Annotated in this window: 16 protein-coding genes; 4 read left to right on the forward strand and 12 right to left on the reverse strand. The window is 47.0% G+C overall.

The annotated features are described in order from the left end of the window. From A3751_RS11950 to ffh, 10 genes are all read right to left on the reverse strand, one after another. Positions 1 to 1257: DHH family phosphoesterase (locus A3751_RS11950; protein WP_068456245.1), on the reverse strand; the 1257-nt coding region annotated here is incomplete at its 3' end. Positions 1258 to 1320: 63 nt separating this feature from the next. After that, positions 1321 to 2715 (reverse strand): threonine synthase, encoded by a 1395-nt coding sequence (thrC, locus tag A3751_RS11955; protein WP_068456247.1) that lies wholly within the window; start codon positions 2713 to 2715, stop codon positions 1321 to 1323. A gap of 23 nt (positions 2716 to 2738) precedes the next feature. Beyond that, positions 2739 to 4040, reverse strand: a complete 1302-nt coding sequence (locus A3751_RS11960; RefSeq protein ID WP_068456288.1) for a homoserine dehydrogenase — start codon at positions 4038 to 4040, stop codon at positions 2739 to 2741. 178 nt (positions 4041 to 4218) lie between these two features. Then, positions 4219 to 4941: a DsbC family protein gene (locus A3751_RS11965; protein WP_068456250.1), complete on the reverse strand. Its 723-nt coding sequence runs from the start codon at positions 4939 to 4941 to the stop codon at positions 4219 to 4221. A 59-nt stretch (positions 4942 to 5000) separates the two neighbouring features. After that, entirely contained in the window at positions 5001 to 5903 is a 903-nt protein-coding gene (gene xerD / locus A3751_RS11970; protein WP_082863216.1) for a site-specific tyrosine recombinase XerD, read from the reverse strand. 111 nt (positions 5904 to 6014) lie between these two features. Further along, complete coding sequence (gene rplS, locus A3751_RS11975) at positions 6015 to 6371, reverse strand: 50S ribosomal protein L19 (protein WP_068456256.1); 357 nt, start codon at positions 6369 to 6371, stop codon at positions 6015 to 6017. Positions 6372 to 6415: 44 nt separating this feature from the next. Then, positions 6416 to 7168, reverse strand: coding sequence for a tRNA (guanosine(37)-N1)-methyltransferase TrmD (trmD, locus tag A3751_RS11980; protein WP_068456259.1), 753 nt, complete (start codon positions 7166 to 7168; stop codon positions 6416 to 6418). Positions 7169 to 7172: 4 nt separating this feature from the next. Beyond that, positions 7173 to 7697 carry a ribosome maturation factor RimM gene (gene rimM, locus A3751_RS11985; protein WP_231871833.1) on the reverse strand — a complete coding sequence of 175 codons (525 nt, stop codon included), beginning with the start codon at positions 7695 to 7697 and terminating at the stop codon, positions 7173 to 7175. A 17-nt stretch (positions 7698 to 7714) separates the two neighbouring features. Beyond that, positions 7715 to 7963, reverse strand: coding sequence for a 30S ribosomal protein S16 (gene rpsP, locus A3751_RS11990; protein WP_068456262.1), 249 nt, complete (start codon positions 7961 to 7963; stop codon positions 7715 to 7717). Positions 7964 to 8128: 165 nt separating this feature from the next. After that, positions 8129 to 9511 (reverse strand): signal recognition particle protein, encoded by a 1383-nt coding sequence (ffh, locus tag A3751_RS11995; RefSeq protein WP_068456265.1) that lies wholly within the window; start codon positions 9509 to 9511, stop codon positions 8129 to 8131. Between the two features lie 100 nt (positions 9512 to 9611). Between ffh and A3751_RS12000 the strand changes: the two genes are divergently transcribed. From A3751_RS12000 to A3751_RS12015, 4 genes are all read left to right on the forward strand, one after another. Continuing rightward, positions 9612 to 10403 carry an inner membrane protein YpjD gene (locus A3751_RS12000; RefSeq protein WP_068456268.1) on the forward strand — a complete coding sequence of 264 codons (792 nt, stop codon included), beginning with the start codon at positions 9612 to 9614 and terminating at the stop codon, positions 10401 to 10403. A gap of 30 nt (positions 10404 to 10433) precedes the next feature. Next, positions 10434 to 11690 carry an HlyC/CorC family transporter gene (locus A3751_RS12005; RefSeq protein WP_068456271.1) on the forward strand — a complete coding sequence of 419 codons (1257 nt, stop codon included), beginning with the start codon at positions 10434 to 10436 and terminating at the stop codon, positions 11688 to 11690. 227 nt (positions 11691 to 11917) lie between these two features. After that, the gene (locus tag A3751_RS12010) at positions 11918 to 13915 is read left to right on the forward strand and encodes a DUF1631 family protein (RefSeq protein ID WP_068456275.1); all 1998 of its coding nucleotides are present in this window, start codon (positions 11918 to 11920) and stop codon (positions 13913 to 13915) included. A 143-nt stretch (positions 13916 to 14058) separates the two neighbouring features. Next, on the forward strand, positions 14059 to 14679 hold the full coding sequence (locus A3751_RS12015) for a hypothetical protein (RefSeq protein WP_068464329.1): 621 nt from the start codon (positions 14059 to 14061) through the stop codon (positions 14677 to 14679). On the opposite strand, the gene sbcB is transcribed toward A3751_RS12015, so the two are convergent. Next, the gene (gene sbcB / locus A3751_RS12020) at positions 14680 to 16131 is read right to left on the reverse strand and encodes an exodeoxyribonuclease I (RefSeq protein ID WP_068456282.1); all 1452 of its coding nucleotides are present in this window, start codon (positions 16129 to 16131) and stop codon (positions 14680 to 14682) included. 55 nt (positions 16132 to 16186) lie between these two features. Continuing rightward, positions 16187 to 17092 (reverse strand): DUF6160 family protein, encoded by a 906-nt coding sequence (locus A3751_RS12025; RefSeq protein WP_082863218.1) that lies wholly within the window; start codon positions 17090 to 17092, stop codon positions 16187 to 16189. Positions 17093 to 17222 lie beyond the last annotated feature (130 nt).

A 17222-nucleotide genomic window follows, 5' to 3' on the forward strand; every position in this document is an offset into this window, starting at 1 on the left:
AACTAGGTCTAGCGCATCACGCATATGCAAACCGGAAATCGAACGCGCAGATCCTTTCAATATATGAATATTCTCTGGGTCATCCGATTCTGGCGCAAAGGCGATGGCTGGGCGGTTTAACCGCTCTTTAATTCGAGATGCGAGTATGCCAATCACGCCTTGATGCCAATGAGGCTCATACAACACTACGGACATGCTCGTAGAATGCTCTTCTGACTGCTCGATTTCCGACAACGCCGCCTCAGCATCGCGTCGCATTTCATCTTCAATATGTTTACGTTCTTGGTTGAGGGCGTTTAGGCTCTGCGCGCGCTGTCTTGCATCAAGGAGATCTCTCGAACGCAAACATTCAATCCCAGTAGCCATGTCATCCAAGCGACCCGCTGCGTTCAACCGAGGCCCAATGGCAAAGCCTAAATCGCTCGCAACAGCGTTTTTAATCTCTCTACCGGCCACCTCAAATAAGGCAGAGATGCCCGGGCGCGCGCGCCCTGCTCGCATTCGTCGAATACCCTGCTCAACCAAAATCCGATTGTTAAAATCTAGTGGGACCAAGTCAGCGACTGTACCGAGAGCAACCAAATCAAGGTAATCAGCCATGTTAGGCTCTTTAATCGACTGTTTTGAGAACCATTCCGACTCACGAAGGCGCGCACGTAATGCAGACATCACATAAAAAATAACACCTACGCCGGCCAAGGCTTTACTTGGAAACTCACATTCTGGCTGAGCAGGATTGACGATGGCGTCCGCATCGGGGAGCGAATCCCCTGGAAGGTGATGATCCGTGACAATCACTTTCATCCCTAATTCGTGCGCACGGGCCACCCCCTCGAAACTCGAAATACCATTATCAACAGTAAGGAGAATATCGGGACTATTCTGGCCCGCCAGCTCAACGATCTCAGGCGTTAGCCCATAACCGAATTTAAAACGATCGGGTACAAGGTAACCGCAGTCCTTTGCCCCCATCGCAGTTAACGCCTCTACCGCAAGCGTGCTACTGGTTGCACCATCAGCGTCGAAATCACCAATAATCGTAATTTTTTGACCAGATGTTAGGGCTGTTACGAGTAGGTTTACAGCGGAATCAAGCCCCTTAAGACTTGTTAAATCTGCGAGACGTGACAAGTTAAGTTGTAGCTCATTCTCTGACTTAACACCACGGGAGGCATAAATACGCGACAAAAACGCCGGAAGACCAGTAAAATGGGGAATATCCTCTGGGATAGGTCTCGAGAGTATCTTTTTAGCCATGATGCCAGACCCTTACCAAAAGCGAAGCGACTGAGCCTTTAAGACAACAGCCGCTCGAAGAATTTACTTACGTCTATGGGCTGCGACATGCGCTTGAACCGTCTCCAGATCATTCGCGAGCACCTCGTAGCGCTCGTCTCTATCAAATAGGTCCGCCATATGATGCGGCAACGCTGGAGAAACTCCGACGTCCGCTCGCTCAACAGCCTCTGGAAACTTCACAGGATGCGCCGTGCCAAGCGTAACCATGGGTATCGAGGGATCTCTTCGCGTATTGCGGGCCGCATCAACGCCGATCGCCGTATGAGGATCAAGCAAATACTCCGTCGTCTCGTACACATCTTTAATAGTCGCACACGTTTGCTCATCATCAGACGCCCAACTATCAAATAAATCACGAGCAGTCTTCCAACGACTATCCTCAATAGAACCAGACTCAGCCTTCCATTTTTCCATCAGTTCAGAGATCGCTTTACCGTCTCGGCCGTACAAATCGAACAACAGGCGCTCAAAGTTACTCGAGACCATAATATCCATACTCGGCGACAACGTTTTATGAAGAGGTTCCAGCTCATAGCGATTCTTGCTAATACAACGATGCAGAATATCATTGCGGTTCGTTGCCACGACAAGCTGATTGATGGGCAATCCCATGTTTCTTGCCAGATAACCAGCAAATATATCTCCAAAGTTGCCAGTAGGAACCGAAAAAGAAATACTGCGAGATGGACCACCGAGAGCCAAAGAAGCACTGAAGTAATAAACGATCTGAGCCATGATTCGAGCCCAGTTGATTGAGTTCACCGCAACAAGGCGAGTACCTTCCAGGAAGGATTGGTCAGCAAAACTCTGCTTAACCATATTTTGACAATCATCAAAATTACCCTCTACGGCAATATTGAAAACATTGTCTGCAAAAACGGTTGTCATTTGCTTACGCTGAACGTCTGAAACACGCTCAAATGGGTGCAATATAAAGATATCTACGTTATCGCAGTGCCTGCAACCCTCTATTGCAGCAGAGCCCGTATCCCCTGATGTCGCCCCCATAATGACAACGCGCTCGTTACGACGCTTTAGTACGTAATCAAGTAATCGCCCTAGTAACTGAAGCGCAAAGTCCTTAAATGCGAGAGTCGGGCCACGAAAAAGCTCCATAACCCATTCGTTGGTGTCGATTTGAACAAGAGGTGCAATAGCAGGATGCTCGAATACCTTATAGGTTTCATCGACCATCGTTTTAAAGTCATCTTCGGGGATTGCGCCCTCAACAAAAGGATACATAACATTAAACGCCAAATCGGTATACGGCAGTCCGCGCCAAGAAGCGATTTGCTCTTGAGTAAACCTTGGTAGCGTTTCTGGAACATAAAGCCCTCCGTCAGACGCCAAGCCTGCTAGCAAAACATCTTCAAATTCGAGTGCGGGTGCGTTACCGCGGGTACTAATATATTTCACGTTCGTTACCTAAACCTTGAGTTTTAAAACTGTGCGACACGGATTTTTACGATGCTGCCTTGTGTGGATTCCAACGCCTCAATGGCCGAAATAGCCTTATTCATAAGCGATTCACTAACCTCATGAGTCATTATAATTAAAGGAATCACATCACCGACCTGCTCGGCTTCGTTCTGAGCAACGGACTCAATATTGATACCATGCTCACTCATTACGGAAGAAATTTTCGCGAGAGTGCCTGGTGAGTCATCAACCATAATCCGTAAGTAAAACGGACACACCGCTTCGTCGATAGGAAGCACTGGCAGGTCATTTAAAAGCTCATCAGTAAACGCCAGAGAAGGAACAACCCCGGCAACACCGCTGGCATACTCCCGGGCAATATCAATAACATCAGCAAGCACTGCCGATGCAGTTGCTTCAGAACCTGCACCCGCTCCGTAATAAAGAGTTTTACCTACTGCATCGCCATTAACGAGCACTGCATTCATTACTCCATCAACGCGAGCAATTAACTCATCATCCGCAACCAAGGTAGGATGGACTCGCACCTCGACACCATTCTCTCGCTTACAAGCAATGCCCAAATGCTTTATCACATAGCCAAGTTCCGCTGCATGCTTAACATCAAAAGTTGAAAGATTACTTATCCCTTCAGTAAACGTTTTATCAAACTGCAAAGGCATGCCAAAGGCACACGAAGCCAAAATAGTAAGTTTATGCGCCGCATCAATACCTTCAACATCAAATGTAGGGTCGGCCTCAGCGTATCCAAGCGCTTGCGCCTCAGCTAAAACGTCTTCAAACGCGCGACCTTTGTCTTTCATCTCGGTAAGAATGAAGTTACCCGTACCATTAATAATACCGGCCAGACTAGTGATAGCGTTTGCGGTTAAACCTTCCCGTAGAGCCTTTATAACGGGGATACCTCCGGCAACACCGGCTTCGTAACCAATAGAGACACCGTTCTCTCGAGCAAGAGCAAACAACTCATTACCATGCTCTGCAATCAGCGCTTTATTAGCAGTCACTACGTGTTTACCGGCTTTTAGAGCGCTCTCGACCACAGTTCTTGCTGTCTCGTAGCCGCCAATTAGCTCAAGCACAACATCAATATCAGGATTATTTACTACCGCATCAAGGTCGGTCGTAAAGTCGATTCCGGTTAAATCGCAATTATCCTTTTTTCGGCGTGATGCAATCTGCACGATCTCAATGGAACAGCCTGCGCGAGATGTAATAAGATCTCGATTTCGGTTTAGAACATTAACAACACCACTCGCAACAGTACCAAGACCGCAAATGCCCAACCTAAGAGTTTTCAAAATACACACCTCGCAAAAAGCGTCAACCGCTATACAGAACAGCCCATAAAAAAGGGGCGACAGTATAACGGCTAACGCCAACAAAAAGAATCAAGTCACGAACTTGAAGACCGGAAATTCATCAGAGTTTGAACCAGTAAAGCTCTTGAGCTGCCAAAAAATGCAGCCCACTTAGCAACTAGTTAACAAGGCCTAAACCCTGCGCAAGCTGCTCAGCGGGAACATACCCTGGCACTAAGGCTCCATCGCTTAAGACTATTGCGGGCGTACCCGTAACGCCAAGCTTATTGCCAAGGCTATACTCAGCAGCTACTGGGTTCTCACAGCTCTTCTTAGGAACAACTTTGCCAGCTTTGGCCTGTGTCATCGCGTCAAGACGATCATCGGAACACCAAACATTTACGAGCTTATCGTATGAAGGGCTACCCACTCCAGCACGCGGAAATGCCAAATAACTGACTGAAATACCAAGCTCATTCATACGCGGCACTTCTCCATGCAGCTTACGACAATAACCGCAGTCGATATCAGTGAATACTGTTACGTGAGCCTTTTCTTCGCCTTTGGCAGGAAAGGTTATTTTGTCACCATCTTTCAGGCTGGCCAATTCATCCAAACGTTGCCCTTGACGCTCCTTCTCACTTAAATTAACTAAAGCTCCACCGACAGTGCTATACAACTCACCAGTTATAAAATATGCACCGTCAGCACTGGCAAATATAACCTGCCCACGCTGATCTGTAACACGGTACAAGCCCGGTATCTCGCTCTCACTCACAGCCGATACGCTCAGTTGCGGAACAGCGGCCGCGAGCGCTTTTTCAATATTAGCTTGCTCTGCAGAAGACAGCGCCGACCACAAGAACAACCCCACTACCGATATAATGCTGAAAAACCTCATCAAAAACCCTTCTCTAAATGAATATAGTTTTATGACGCCAATTCGTCATCAAAGTTCCGCTAAGCCCTCGGATGATATGCCGCATGTAATGATTGCATGCGCTCTTGTGCCACATACGTGTAAATTTGTGTTGTTGACAAGCTGCTATGACCAAGCAACATCTGAACAACTCTTAAATCCGCACCATTATTTACCAAGTGTGTTGCAAAAGCATGTCTGAGCGTGTGAGGACTTAATTTAGCGCTTATTCCAAGCTGTTTTGCATACACCTTGATTCGGTGCCAAAAAGTTTGTCGGGTCATCGCTTTCGCTCGAGAGCTTGGGAACATAATATCCTCGGCCTGATTTCCGACCAACAAAATCGGCCTCGTCTCTAACAAATAGCGCTCTAGTGTTGCGCATGTCGCAAGCGCAACTGGGACGAGGCGCTCCTTAGAACCTTTACCTATTACCCGCACAAAACCTTTATCAGCATCGTACTGAAACGTCCGAAGCGTAACTAATTCAGAGACTCGAAGCCCAGAACTATACATCAAATCGATCATTGCAAAATCTCGTTGCCCGATAGAGGTCGTCATATCAGGTGCATGAAGCAATGAATCGACCTCACTCTCGGTAAGCGTTAGCGGGAGCTTACGGCCAAGCCTTGGGCTTTCGATGTTTGAACTAGGATCTAACTCAATCAAACCCTCTCGCTTGGCAAAACGATAGAATCGCTTGATACTAGAAAGCGTTCTGGCACTCGACGTCGCCTTAGCCCCTTGGCGCATGCGATAGGCAAGATAAGACTGAACTGTAGATGGCGTCACACTAAGCAAATGACTACTTTCTGATGTATCAAGCCACCCTGCAAATAACTCAACATCTTTTCTATAGGCCTGCTGGGTATTTTCGCTAAGACCATGCTCTAGCCACAGCATACCAACGAAACGATTTATCAATATCGAAGAATCGGTAACCAATTAAGCCTCACAAAAATCAAATCCGTAAGTAATACACCCTAGCGTCATCGTAAAGCGAAGCCTGAAACAAAAAAACCCCGACAATGTCGAGGTTTTTTAATCAATGGGCGATTAACCTAGCTTCTCTTTGATACGCGCAGCCTTGCCACTGAGCTCACGCAAGTAGTAAAGCTTCGCCTGACGAACATCGCCACGTCGCTTGACCGCAATGCTATCGACAAGCTGACTGAATGTCTGGAAGGTACGCTCAACACCAACTCCGTAAGAAATCTTACGAACGGTGAACGAAGAGTTAAGACCACGGTTACGCTTCGCAATCACGACACCCTCAAAAGCCTGCAAACGCTCGCGGTTGCCCTCTTTAACCTTCACTTGTACTACAACGGTATCGCCTGGGCCAAACTCAGGAATATCCGCTGTCATTTGCTCAGCTTCTAATGCGCTGATGATGTTGTTTTTGCTGCTCATTTTATACTCCAAAAATAGAGTAAGTCAGGTTATCGCAACCTTACTTACCGATTCACGTCTTTTAAAAACTCATCCAAAAGCTGTTTTTGCTCTCGCGTTAGATCTTTTTTGTCGAGCAAGTCTGGTCGTCGCTCGTACGTTCTGCAAAGTGACTGCTTAACGCGCCACTTTCGAATTCTTTCATGATCACCAGAGAGCAGCACATCAGGCACTTTCTGGCCATCTAACACCTCCGGTCGAGTATAGTGTGGACAATCCAACAAACCGTCCGCAAACGAATCTTCGTTTGCCGATGAGGAATGCCCCAAAACACCTTTCACATGCCTCGCAACAGCATCCATCAAAACCATCGATGCTATTTCGCCACCACTGAGAACATAATCCCCAATGGACACCTCTAAATCGATGTGCGACTCAATAACTCGCTCATCAATTCCTTCATAACGCCCCGAAACACAGATCAAGCCCTGTTCCTGAGATAGATCGCGACTAAGCGCATCATCTAACTTACGGCCCTGTGGAGAGAGATAAATCACTTTTCCCTCTATGCCTCTGCTGTCTCTCAACTCCCTCTTGGCAGACTCGATGGCGTCACGAAGAGGTTGTACCTTCATAAGCATTCCAGGCCCACCGCCGTAAGGGCGATCATCGACAACACGATGCTTATCGAACGCAAAGTCTCTAGGGTTTGTCACAGAAACCTCTACCAGACCAGAGCTCACTGCCCGCCCAAACACTCCCACAGAAGTGAATTGTTCAAACATTTCAGGAAATAGACTAACTAGCCCAAACCACATATACCTAAAACTCGGGATCCCAATCGACCAGAATTTCTTGCTTTTCAAGGTCGACGGATGTTACTACTTGGTCTGGCAAATAGGGAATTAACCTTTCTTTACTATCCAAGCTTCCCGGACATTTCCGAACAACGAGCACATCGTTAGAGCCGGTTTCCATCAAATGATGCACCACCCCCAACAACTCACCAGCAGCAGTTAATACTTTCAAGCCTTCCAACTGATGCCAGTAATAGTCATCGCCATCCAAGTCAGGCAACTCATCAACACTAATCGTTATAAACGACTCGGTAAGACTTTTTGCCTTATCCCTATCGTTGTAACCATCAATCTGAGCCACCAAACCGTTGCCGTGCACTTTGCACGAGAGAACCTTGACCGCCTGATCTTTGCCATTTTTCCGCAGCGACCAGGTTTTGTATTTTAAAAGATTCTCTTTAGGCTGAGTGTAAGAAAAAACCTTAACCCATCCTTTGACACCATAAACAGATGTCACCTTGCCCATAACGGTTTCAGCTGATGCACTCACCTTAGGGCCTCAATCAATTAAGCAGCTTTTGAAGCGTCTTTGATTAAGCTTTTAACGCGATCTGAAATCTGTGCGCCCTGACCTACCCAATATTCAATACGATCAGAATCAACACGCAAGCGCTCTTCCTGGCCGCGAGCAATGGGGTTAAAGAAACCTACACGCTCAATAAAACGACCGTCGCGAGAAGAACGACTGTCAGCCACTGTCAAATGATAAAATGGGCGCTTCTTAGAGCCGCCACGTGATAAACGGATTTTAACCATGTTTGCTAATACATCCTGATAAACAGTTTACTAATTAGCACCCGATGTTTCGCCAAACAAAACAACGGGCACTCGAAAGGGCGCGTATTCTAAAGCAATTCCCTAAAATTGAAAACACTAAAATGCTTTTTTACCTAGATTTTCACTTTGAGCGATGCCCAAACTCTAAAAACGCCCAAACGGACCGCCACCGCCGCCGCCCGGCGGCATCATTCCTTGCATGCCTCGCATCATATTCATCATGCCACCTTTCTTGGAGAATTTTTTCATCATCTTAGCCATCTGCTTGTGCTGTTTAAGCAGACGATTCACATCCTGAATCTGCGTACCAGAGCCAGTAGCGATGCGGCGTTTGCGGCTATTATTAATAACATCAGGATAACGCCTCTCTTTTGCAGTCATCGAGCTTATGATAGCTTCCAGCTGACCCAAAGATTTATCATTAACTTGGGACTGCGCGGCCTGCGCCATCTGCCCCATACCTGGCAGCTTATCTAGTAGGCCTGCGACCCCACCCATGTTTTTCATTTGCTGCAACTGGTCTCTAAAGTCCTCAAGATCAAACGACTTACCCTTTTTAATCTTCCTAGTAAGCTTGTCGGCCTTTTGCTTATCAAGCTTTCGCTCAGCATCCTCAATGAGACTGAGAACATCACCCATTCCCAGAATTCTTGAAGCCAGCCTATCTGGATAGAACGGCTCTAGCGCATCGACTTTCTCGCCGACACCCATAAATTTGATTGGCTTACCCGTAATCGCACGAACAGAAAGTGCCGCACCACCCCGAGCATCACCATCAGCCTTGGTGAGCACCACGCCGGTCAAAGGCAAGGCATCGTTAAAAGCCTTGGCTGTATTGGCAGCATCTTGACCAGTCATCGAATCAACGACAAACAGAGTCTCAACAGGATTAACAGCGCGATGCAACTCGGAAATCTCACCCATCATCTCCTGATCAATTGCAAGACGACCTGCAGTATCAATAATCAAGACATCCATGAATTTGAGCTTTGCTTCAGCAATGGCCGCCTGCGCAATATCTATCGGCTTCTGATCGGTGGAGCTCGGAAAAAAAGACGCGCCCACCTCCCCGGCAAGAGTCTCAAGCTGCTTGATCGCAGCTGGACGGTATACGTCAGCGCTAACGACCATCACCTTTTTCTTTTCACGCTCGGACAGATATCGAGAAAGCTTTGCTACCGAGGTGGTTTTACCCGCACCCTGTAAACCCGCCATCAATACCACTGCGGGAGGCTGGGCATTAAGAATCAATCCTTCAGACTGAGCACCCATTACGGCCGTCAATTCATCATTGACGATCCGAATAAACTCTTGACCGGGAGAGAGACTCCTCATCACCTCTTGACCCAGAGCTCTCGTCTTTACTTGCTCTATAAAGTCTTTTACAACGGGGAGCGCTACATCTGCTTCAAGCAGTGCCATTCGCACCTCACGCAGAGTGCCTTTGATATTGTCTTCAGTCAGCTTTGCCTGACCGGTAACTTTTTTGAGGCTTTCGGATAGCCTATCGCTAAGATTCTCAAACATGTCGTATTGCTCTGAAGATTATTGCCAAGTAGTTGCAAACAGCGCATTATAACGCCTATCACAATTAATTAAATCGAAAGTGTTTCACCGAAAGGGTTAAATGAACGCAACCTTACTGGCCTTTATCTCCATCGGACTGTATGGACTGGGCACCGTTTACGAAGCTACAACTCGCCTGAAAGCCAATAGAACGCAAAACGCCCTTCCACTGTTAAGCGGCCTCGTCGCCGCATGCCTTCAAGTTTTGCTACTGACCACCAACCTGCAGACACAGTCTATTGATTACTTCACTTTGGTGAATAGCGCCTTACTCGTAACCGCTATCGGCGTATCTCTACTCCTATTAATTTCTCTTCGATACCCAGTACAAAGCATGCTGCTATTTGTTTATCCGGCAGCAATCGCGAGCACCCTAGCATTTTTAATTTCCGATCCGACCTACACGGACACCCGATTTAACTCTGGCATCCTTGTCCATATCACCCTGTCCATTCTCGCCTACTGCATATTATCGCTGGCTGCCATTCAAGCGATTCTGGTGGTCTATCGCAACAAACAGCTCAAATTACATCAACGAAAAAGCTGGGTAGACAAGTTACCCCCCCTGCTCGTAATGGAAAGCATCCTATTCGATCTTTTAAAGTCCGGAACAATCCTGCTCGCAGCCGCAATTTTTGCAGGTTTCTTGTTCATAGATAACCTGTTCGCACAACACTTAGCACACAAGACATTTTTCTCACTAGTTGCGCTCAGCCTTTACACAGCACTTTTGATCGGGAGAAGAAAATATGGCTGGAGAGGCGCCCTTGCAGCCTCTCTCACTCTCTGGGCCACAGCATCACTAATGCTTGGCTTCTTTGGCACCAAATTCGTTCTAGAAACGATTCTTTAGTTTATCCAACCCCCTAGGACGCAATTTAAAGTGGACGACACCTCTCTTACTTGGCTTTTTGGCTCGTTAGCATTTCTTATCGTATTGTCGGGATTCTTCTCCAGCTCCGAAACCGGAATGCTTTCGCTCAACAAATACCGGCTAAAGCACTTGCGAAAGCAAGGACACCAAGGCGCTCGCAAAGCAAGCGAACTGCTCGCACGCACTGACCAATTGATCAGCGTCATACTAATTGGCAACAACTTCGTTAATATACTGGCATCATCGATTGCTACTGTTATCGCAATTCGCCTCTGGGGCGATGCAGGAATAGCCATTGCGACAGCGCTGCTTACTTTAGTGATTCTTATATTTGCGGAAATAACGCCAAAAACATACGCGGCCTACCACCCAGAAAGAATTGCTTTCGCCGCTTCTCACGTACTCACGCCTTTGCTCAAGTTACTTTATCCCGCGGTGTGGTCCATGAACTTGATTACTAGCAGACTATTAAAAGCGCTAGGAATTGATACAAGCAAACAAAGCGAAAGCCATATTAGTCGAGAGGAACTAAAGACACTTGTGCACGAGGCAAAAGGCATGATCCCGCGCACCCACCAAGATATGCTGATCAGCATACTAGACCTTGAGAAGGTGACTGTTAATGACATCATGGTACCAAAGAGTGAAATTATTGGGCTAAATATCGACGACAGCATGGATGACCTCATAGACCAAGTAAAAGACTCTCAACACACACGGGTCCCTGTTTATAAAGGCAATATAAACAACATCATCGGTGTCCTACACCTTAGAAACATGACAAGAGTAATATCCGCTCAAGAAGCAAATAAGGCACTCCTTTTGCAGGTTTGCAGAGAGCCGTATTTTATTCCCGAGAGCACCCCCCTAAACCAGCAACTTCTGCAATTCCAAAAAGAAAAGCGGCGTATTGGGATTGTGGTAGATGAGTATGGTGACGTTCTAGGCTTAGCAACGATGGAAGACATCCTCGAAGAAATTGTTGGCGAATTCACAACCGATTACTCAACCTCAAGCGGCTCAGACATTACTAAACAAGAAGATGGGAGCTATCTAATCGACGGGTCCACAACCATCCGCTCCATAAACAAGACTTTGAATTGGAGTCTTCCAACAGATGGCCCAAAAACACTTAACGGCCTCATAATCGAGGAGCTCGAATTTATCCCCGAACTGCCGCTAAGCCTCAGCATTAACGGTTACCACTTGGAAGTACGCCAAGTAAAAGAGAGTCTCATAAAGACTGTTCGTGCAAACAAAGGTTAACAAGTCCCCATTTCACCGAGCAAAAGCCATCTCGAGGCCTTCATTTGTTGCCAAAAGCACCCAATGAGCGTAAATTCTTCGTTGTATCGTTATGTGACACTCCTTTGCGAAGTGTAAAGGCACCTTATACCGGTTAATAAGGCGGAACAAACATTTCTGAACATCGCAACAAGTCTCTTTTATCAGAGGCTAAAACCTTCAACTTTGATTCGGCTACCAAACCCTACTTGGGCGCGCTGAAGGAAGGCTTGCGACTCTCTTTTGATGCGATCGATGATGCATTTTTTGACCTTGCGAACAATGCTCGCAACAACAATGAGCAAAATCGATATTTTGAATCGATGCGAGAACTAAGACTTCGCCGTAAATCGATTGAACAGAACATTATTGACGAACTGTCAAGAGCAATACTCAGCCAAAAGCCGCTCACCGCAAGCTCAAGCTTGCATAAGCAAAGCGATACCTTAGCGCTCGTCGACCCAAACACGCTCGAGGAGAGCCTTGCTCTTGAAACGATGAGCAATAAGGCACAGAAAAGCGCCCAACATGTGATGCTGACGCTCGGTCCAAGACTTGAAGCGATACTTGGCTCTCCACTGAGCCCAGAACAAAACCCTCTAAGCCCTAGCACTCTGGCAGATATCATCCACCAAAGTTGCAAATCCCTTGATATCCAGCTAACCGAGCTTCTACTGGTTTATAAGTACATCGACAAACACGTATTTTCAGGCTTAGCAAACGCCCTGAGCGAGGTGAACGAGTGCCTGCAAAAGCAGGACATTCTGCCTGGTCTTGATCACAGAACGATTCGCGCAAATCAAAGCTCATCAAGCACCACCTCAGAGCCAAGCCAAAACCATCAAACGAAAGCAAAAACAGGTTTTCAGCTTGATAGCGCGAGTCATGGCGAAAACGGGGTTTGGCCATCAGCATCTAGAAGCGAAATTTTAAGCGCGCTAGACACAATAGCATCCCAATTAAGGCAGCTAGAAGCAGCCAATCAAATGAAGCCCCTGGCTTCTTCAGAGCTCTTGAAAAACATTTCTAGCACCTTAGAACACTCAAAATCGAAGTCTGTATCTGAAGAAGATCTTGATATCATCAACCTCGTGGCGATGTTGTTCGAATTCATTTTGGATGATAGAAACCTTGCCCCTGAAATGCAGGCGCTGATTGGACGTCTTCAAATCCCTGTTCTGAAAGCGGTTTTGCAGGATCCAAACTTTTTTTACGACCATCAGCACCCTACCCGAACCTTCCTCGATCGCCTCGCTAAAGCAGCGATCGGTTGGACGCCCTCTGGAGAATCAACAAAACAGCCGCTATATGCAGCGATTAAAAAAATCGTATTGACGGTCAGTAGCTCTGACGAGCAAAACAGCGCGCTATTCGCGAAAGCCGATGATGAATTACGCTTTTTGTGCGAGCGCGAAGAGAAGAAACGACACCTTCTTGAGCAGCGCACAAAACTGACCGAAGAAGGCCGAATAAAAAGCAGAGTCGCTCAAGAGTTCATAGACTCTACCTTGAGCGATATAACATCTACCAAGGCGATTCCCCCAAGCATACTGGAGCTACTTAATGGCCCTTGGCGACGGGTCATGTTCCTCGCGTTTCTCCGAGATGCAAGCGAGCACAACTGGGAAAACACTCGCCGTATCGCGGAAGAGCTTATCTGGTGCGCAGAGAATCACCATAGCGATGCTGATCGCCAAAAATGGGTTTCCATCGTCCCCAAACTCCTAAAGCAGATAGGAGCAGGCTTAGAAACAATTTCCTATGATCAAAGCAAGTCGAACACCTTGCTTGAACAAATCAGGAAAGCTCTAGCAACACTGTTCCGAGAAAGTTCCCTGAGCAACCAAACACCAAACTCCGCGAGCTTTAAGCGAACCAAGACCGCTCCAAAAGGCGCTGTTCGCGAAGCTCCGACAAGAAGCAACTCATCTTCAACAGCGGCCGATCTCCAGATATCTAGCCTTGTCCCGGGGTCATGGGTAGAGCTTGAAGGCTCCTGGGAAGGAAAAAAGCGGTATAAGCTAGTCAGCCAAATTTCTGAGGCAGACACCTATGTATTCGTCGACCGTCTAGGCCTCCACGCGTTAGAGCTCCCCCGTAACGAGCTTGTTCGCGCGTTTACGCAAAAACGCATTACACTTTTAGAAAAAGGAGCACTCGTTGATCGAGCTCTGAGCCATGTCATGGCAAACATCAAACGCCATTAACTGAGAGTACCTGCTCACCCGACATGAATCACCACGCTTTAGTTCTAGCGCTTTCCATCGCCATTTGCTCCCATATTGTCTTGTACGCTCTCCTAAACTTGTGGCCCGCCCCAACACCAGATCCCGTCAAGAAGAGCATTCCGGTGACACTCGTAGTAGCTCCAGATAGCCAACCAAGCAATGCAAGCAAAGAATCCAGAACCCATGAGCAATCGCATAAAACAAAGAATCTAACAACAGTTAGCGATAGCAATTTCGCCGCAAAAAACTCGAATAAAGCCGATAAAAATCAGGCTAAGGCTTCAGAAAATCGATTAGCAAGTGAGCGTACCCAATCGAGGGTCAACGCACAGTCAACAAGGAGTCGTGCGCAGACATCTTCCGTTAGGCAGCTCTTTTCAAGCGACCTAAAAGAACAACAACAAATTCAGGCGGTAACAACACAAGAAAGCCAGATCATGAGCGACTACGAAGTGGCACTACTTAACCACCTACTCAGTGGCGCTCTTTACGATCAGTTTCATAGCTTTATGGAAAGAAAGGGTGAAACCCAAATTGATTTTCGACTGCGGGTTAGACTGTTCGAGAATGGCGCAATTAAGTCTGCAAAGATTATTCAAAAAAGCACCCCTCTTGAGATTGAACCCCTAGCTATCACCGCCGCTTATAACGCTAGCCCTTACCCCAGACCTCCCGAAGAAGATTTTCATAAGGACTTCACTTACTACATCTCAATGAGCTACAACGAAACAGGATTGCATTAATCAGTATGGATAGATCGACTCCGCATAGAGTTGTAACTCCTCCAGAATTTGTGACGCTCTTGATCCAGGCTCCGTCTGCGCAGCGGCAGCTTTGAGCTCTTTCGAAAATTCTGAAAAATTTCGACAGTCATGGTCTGCACCAAGCAATCGAGCTTGGCAGTATGCAAGCCACTTCTCGCGCTCGTCCGAGCTTAGTGAATCGGGAAAGCTTCTGGCCTTATATCGAAACAACATCTCGTCCAATCGCGCATCCTCAAAGGACGTAGCATAGTCCGCCAAACCATTTGCATCGAGGCGCTGAACACGCGACAACTCTGTCTTATCTTTTGGCGAAAAAAAACCTCCACTATAAATCATCAGGTCTGGATCTGTGATTGTCGCAAAATCATGATCACTCTCGAACACCTCTTTTACGTGCATCACCGACTCTTTTGACGAGCGAAGCAGTTTAAGGTGCTCTCGCATCACCTCGAGATCCAAGTCCCAATCCTTCAATCGATCTTCTGGAATAACCTTAATCATAGCTGCAGGAGCAACCATAGGGCACTTGTTGAGATGAACAAGCTTGATTGCCGGACGCTCAGCCAATACTCTGCCGAGCTCATCAAATTGAGTCTTGGCATAAATCATCTCTCGCAACTGGTCTGCCGAATGATTCATCAGCACGCTCGGATGCTGCCGAAGATCAAAACAAATAATGGCATTTTGATTCGTTGGGTGCGGCATAAGAGGGTACATCATGGCACAGCAGCCTTTCGCAACAGGTATCTTTGAAGAAACATGAATAAAAGGTTGCTCGCCATTTTGCTCGAAAAACGATTTCACAGCAGCCTTGGTTCGCAAATCAAAAGCATGTTTATAAAGTTTAGGCTGCTTATCTTTAATCAATTTCGCCAACGCGATAGTGGCATACACGTCCGACATCGCGTCATGAGCCGCCTCATGCGCAATGCCATTCATCTCCGTCAGTTTCTCCAAACGAAAAGAGACCTTACCGTCATCCCCAACCGGCCACTCAATACCCTCTGGGCGCAACGCATATGTGAGACGCACAACGTCGATAATATCCCATCGCGAATTGCCGTTCTTCCACTCGCGCTCGTAGGGATCAAAGAAGTTTCTATAAAAAAGATTGCGGCTGACCTCGTCGTCAAACCGAACACTATTGTAGCCGGCAACGCACGTCCCCGGCTCGGTAAACTGAGCCTGAATTCTCGCCGCGAACTCTGCCTCAGAACAGCCCTTCTGCGCAGCCTCCTGCGGAGTTATGCCGGTCACCAAACACGCTTGAACAGCCGGCAGATAGTCTTCGGTAGGCTTAGCGTAGAAAGTAACCGGGTCATCAATAACATTGAGTTCTAGATCTGTTCGAATTCCAGCGAACTGGCAGGGGCGATCTCGTTGAGGGTCAGCACCGAAAGTCTCGTAATCGTGCCAGAAGATGGTCTGCATAAAGTCGAGCCAAAATATCCAAAAGCGGCATGATACTCGGCTCTAGATTAAGAGGCTAGAACAAGCCGTTACCGCGATCAATGTATTCCAAACGAACACGCTCATTACCGGCCGTATTCAAACCAGAATTCATGTCGATTTGCATTGCTGTGGGAAGATTAATAAAGGCACCTAAATCAGCATTTAGAGAGCCATCTGACGTCATCCATTCCGTCGCTTGCTTCTGAAAACCGATAAAGAAATCTTCTGTATAATCAACGGCTCCTGTCGTCTTGTTTCTTTGACCAATATCCAAAGTCTTGAACGACCCTAAGTCATAGCAGTACCAAGCAATACTGCAATCCGTCGTACCACCCGTATAAGCTTTATCGACGCCAATGTAAGTCGATCGCGAATTATCGAGATCACCATTGGCATTCAGCATAGAGGATTCGTACTGCGTACCGAAATAATCGACGATTTCCATTTCGACGTTTCCAGACAGGCTGTTGAAATCGCCAGATAACTGACCACGCGCTTCACCGAAACCGATCCGAAATCCAATCAGCTCATCCTGATCATCTCGCGCTAGTTCAAAGTAAGGGTCATTTAACTCAAAGGGAATAATGTCGTTGACGGCATAGGTGTTGCCATCAAGCTGTATTTTAGACGCGTCCGTAGAAATCGAACCAAGACCAAGATTGGTAATATCGATATCTGCCGCCAATGCCTCGCCCGCTTTATCGTATCGACCAGCTTCTAGCGTGTCGATGTTCATCTGAACATCTGCTTCCATGCCAAGGGTCACGCGCGTGTAACTCGTTGAACCAAGCTGTTCAACATCAAAAGCGACTGCCGCCTGACCAGAGAATTCGCTAAGCTCTTCGTCAGATATTGGCTGTAATTCAGCCAACACTGTCGCTGGCAGACAAACAGCTGCAGCAAACAGTAACTTGAGCGTGCGAATTTCCAAAAATTTCACGATGATAAATACCTTTTAAATCTCTTCGCGTTCGGCAGTCCATGATCAGTCTTCAAGTCTTATTGTTTTAATAATTGTTCTTTTGTTTCAGAGCGTAACCTTAACTGAAGGGCAGACAGGCTTATGTGAT

This window comes from Oleiphilus sp. HI0080 (assembly GCF_001635135.1).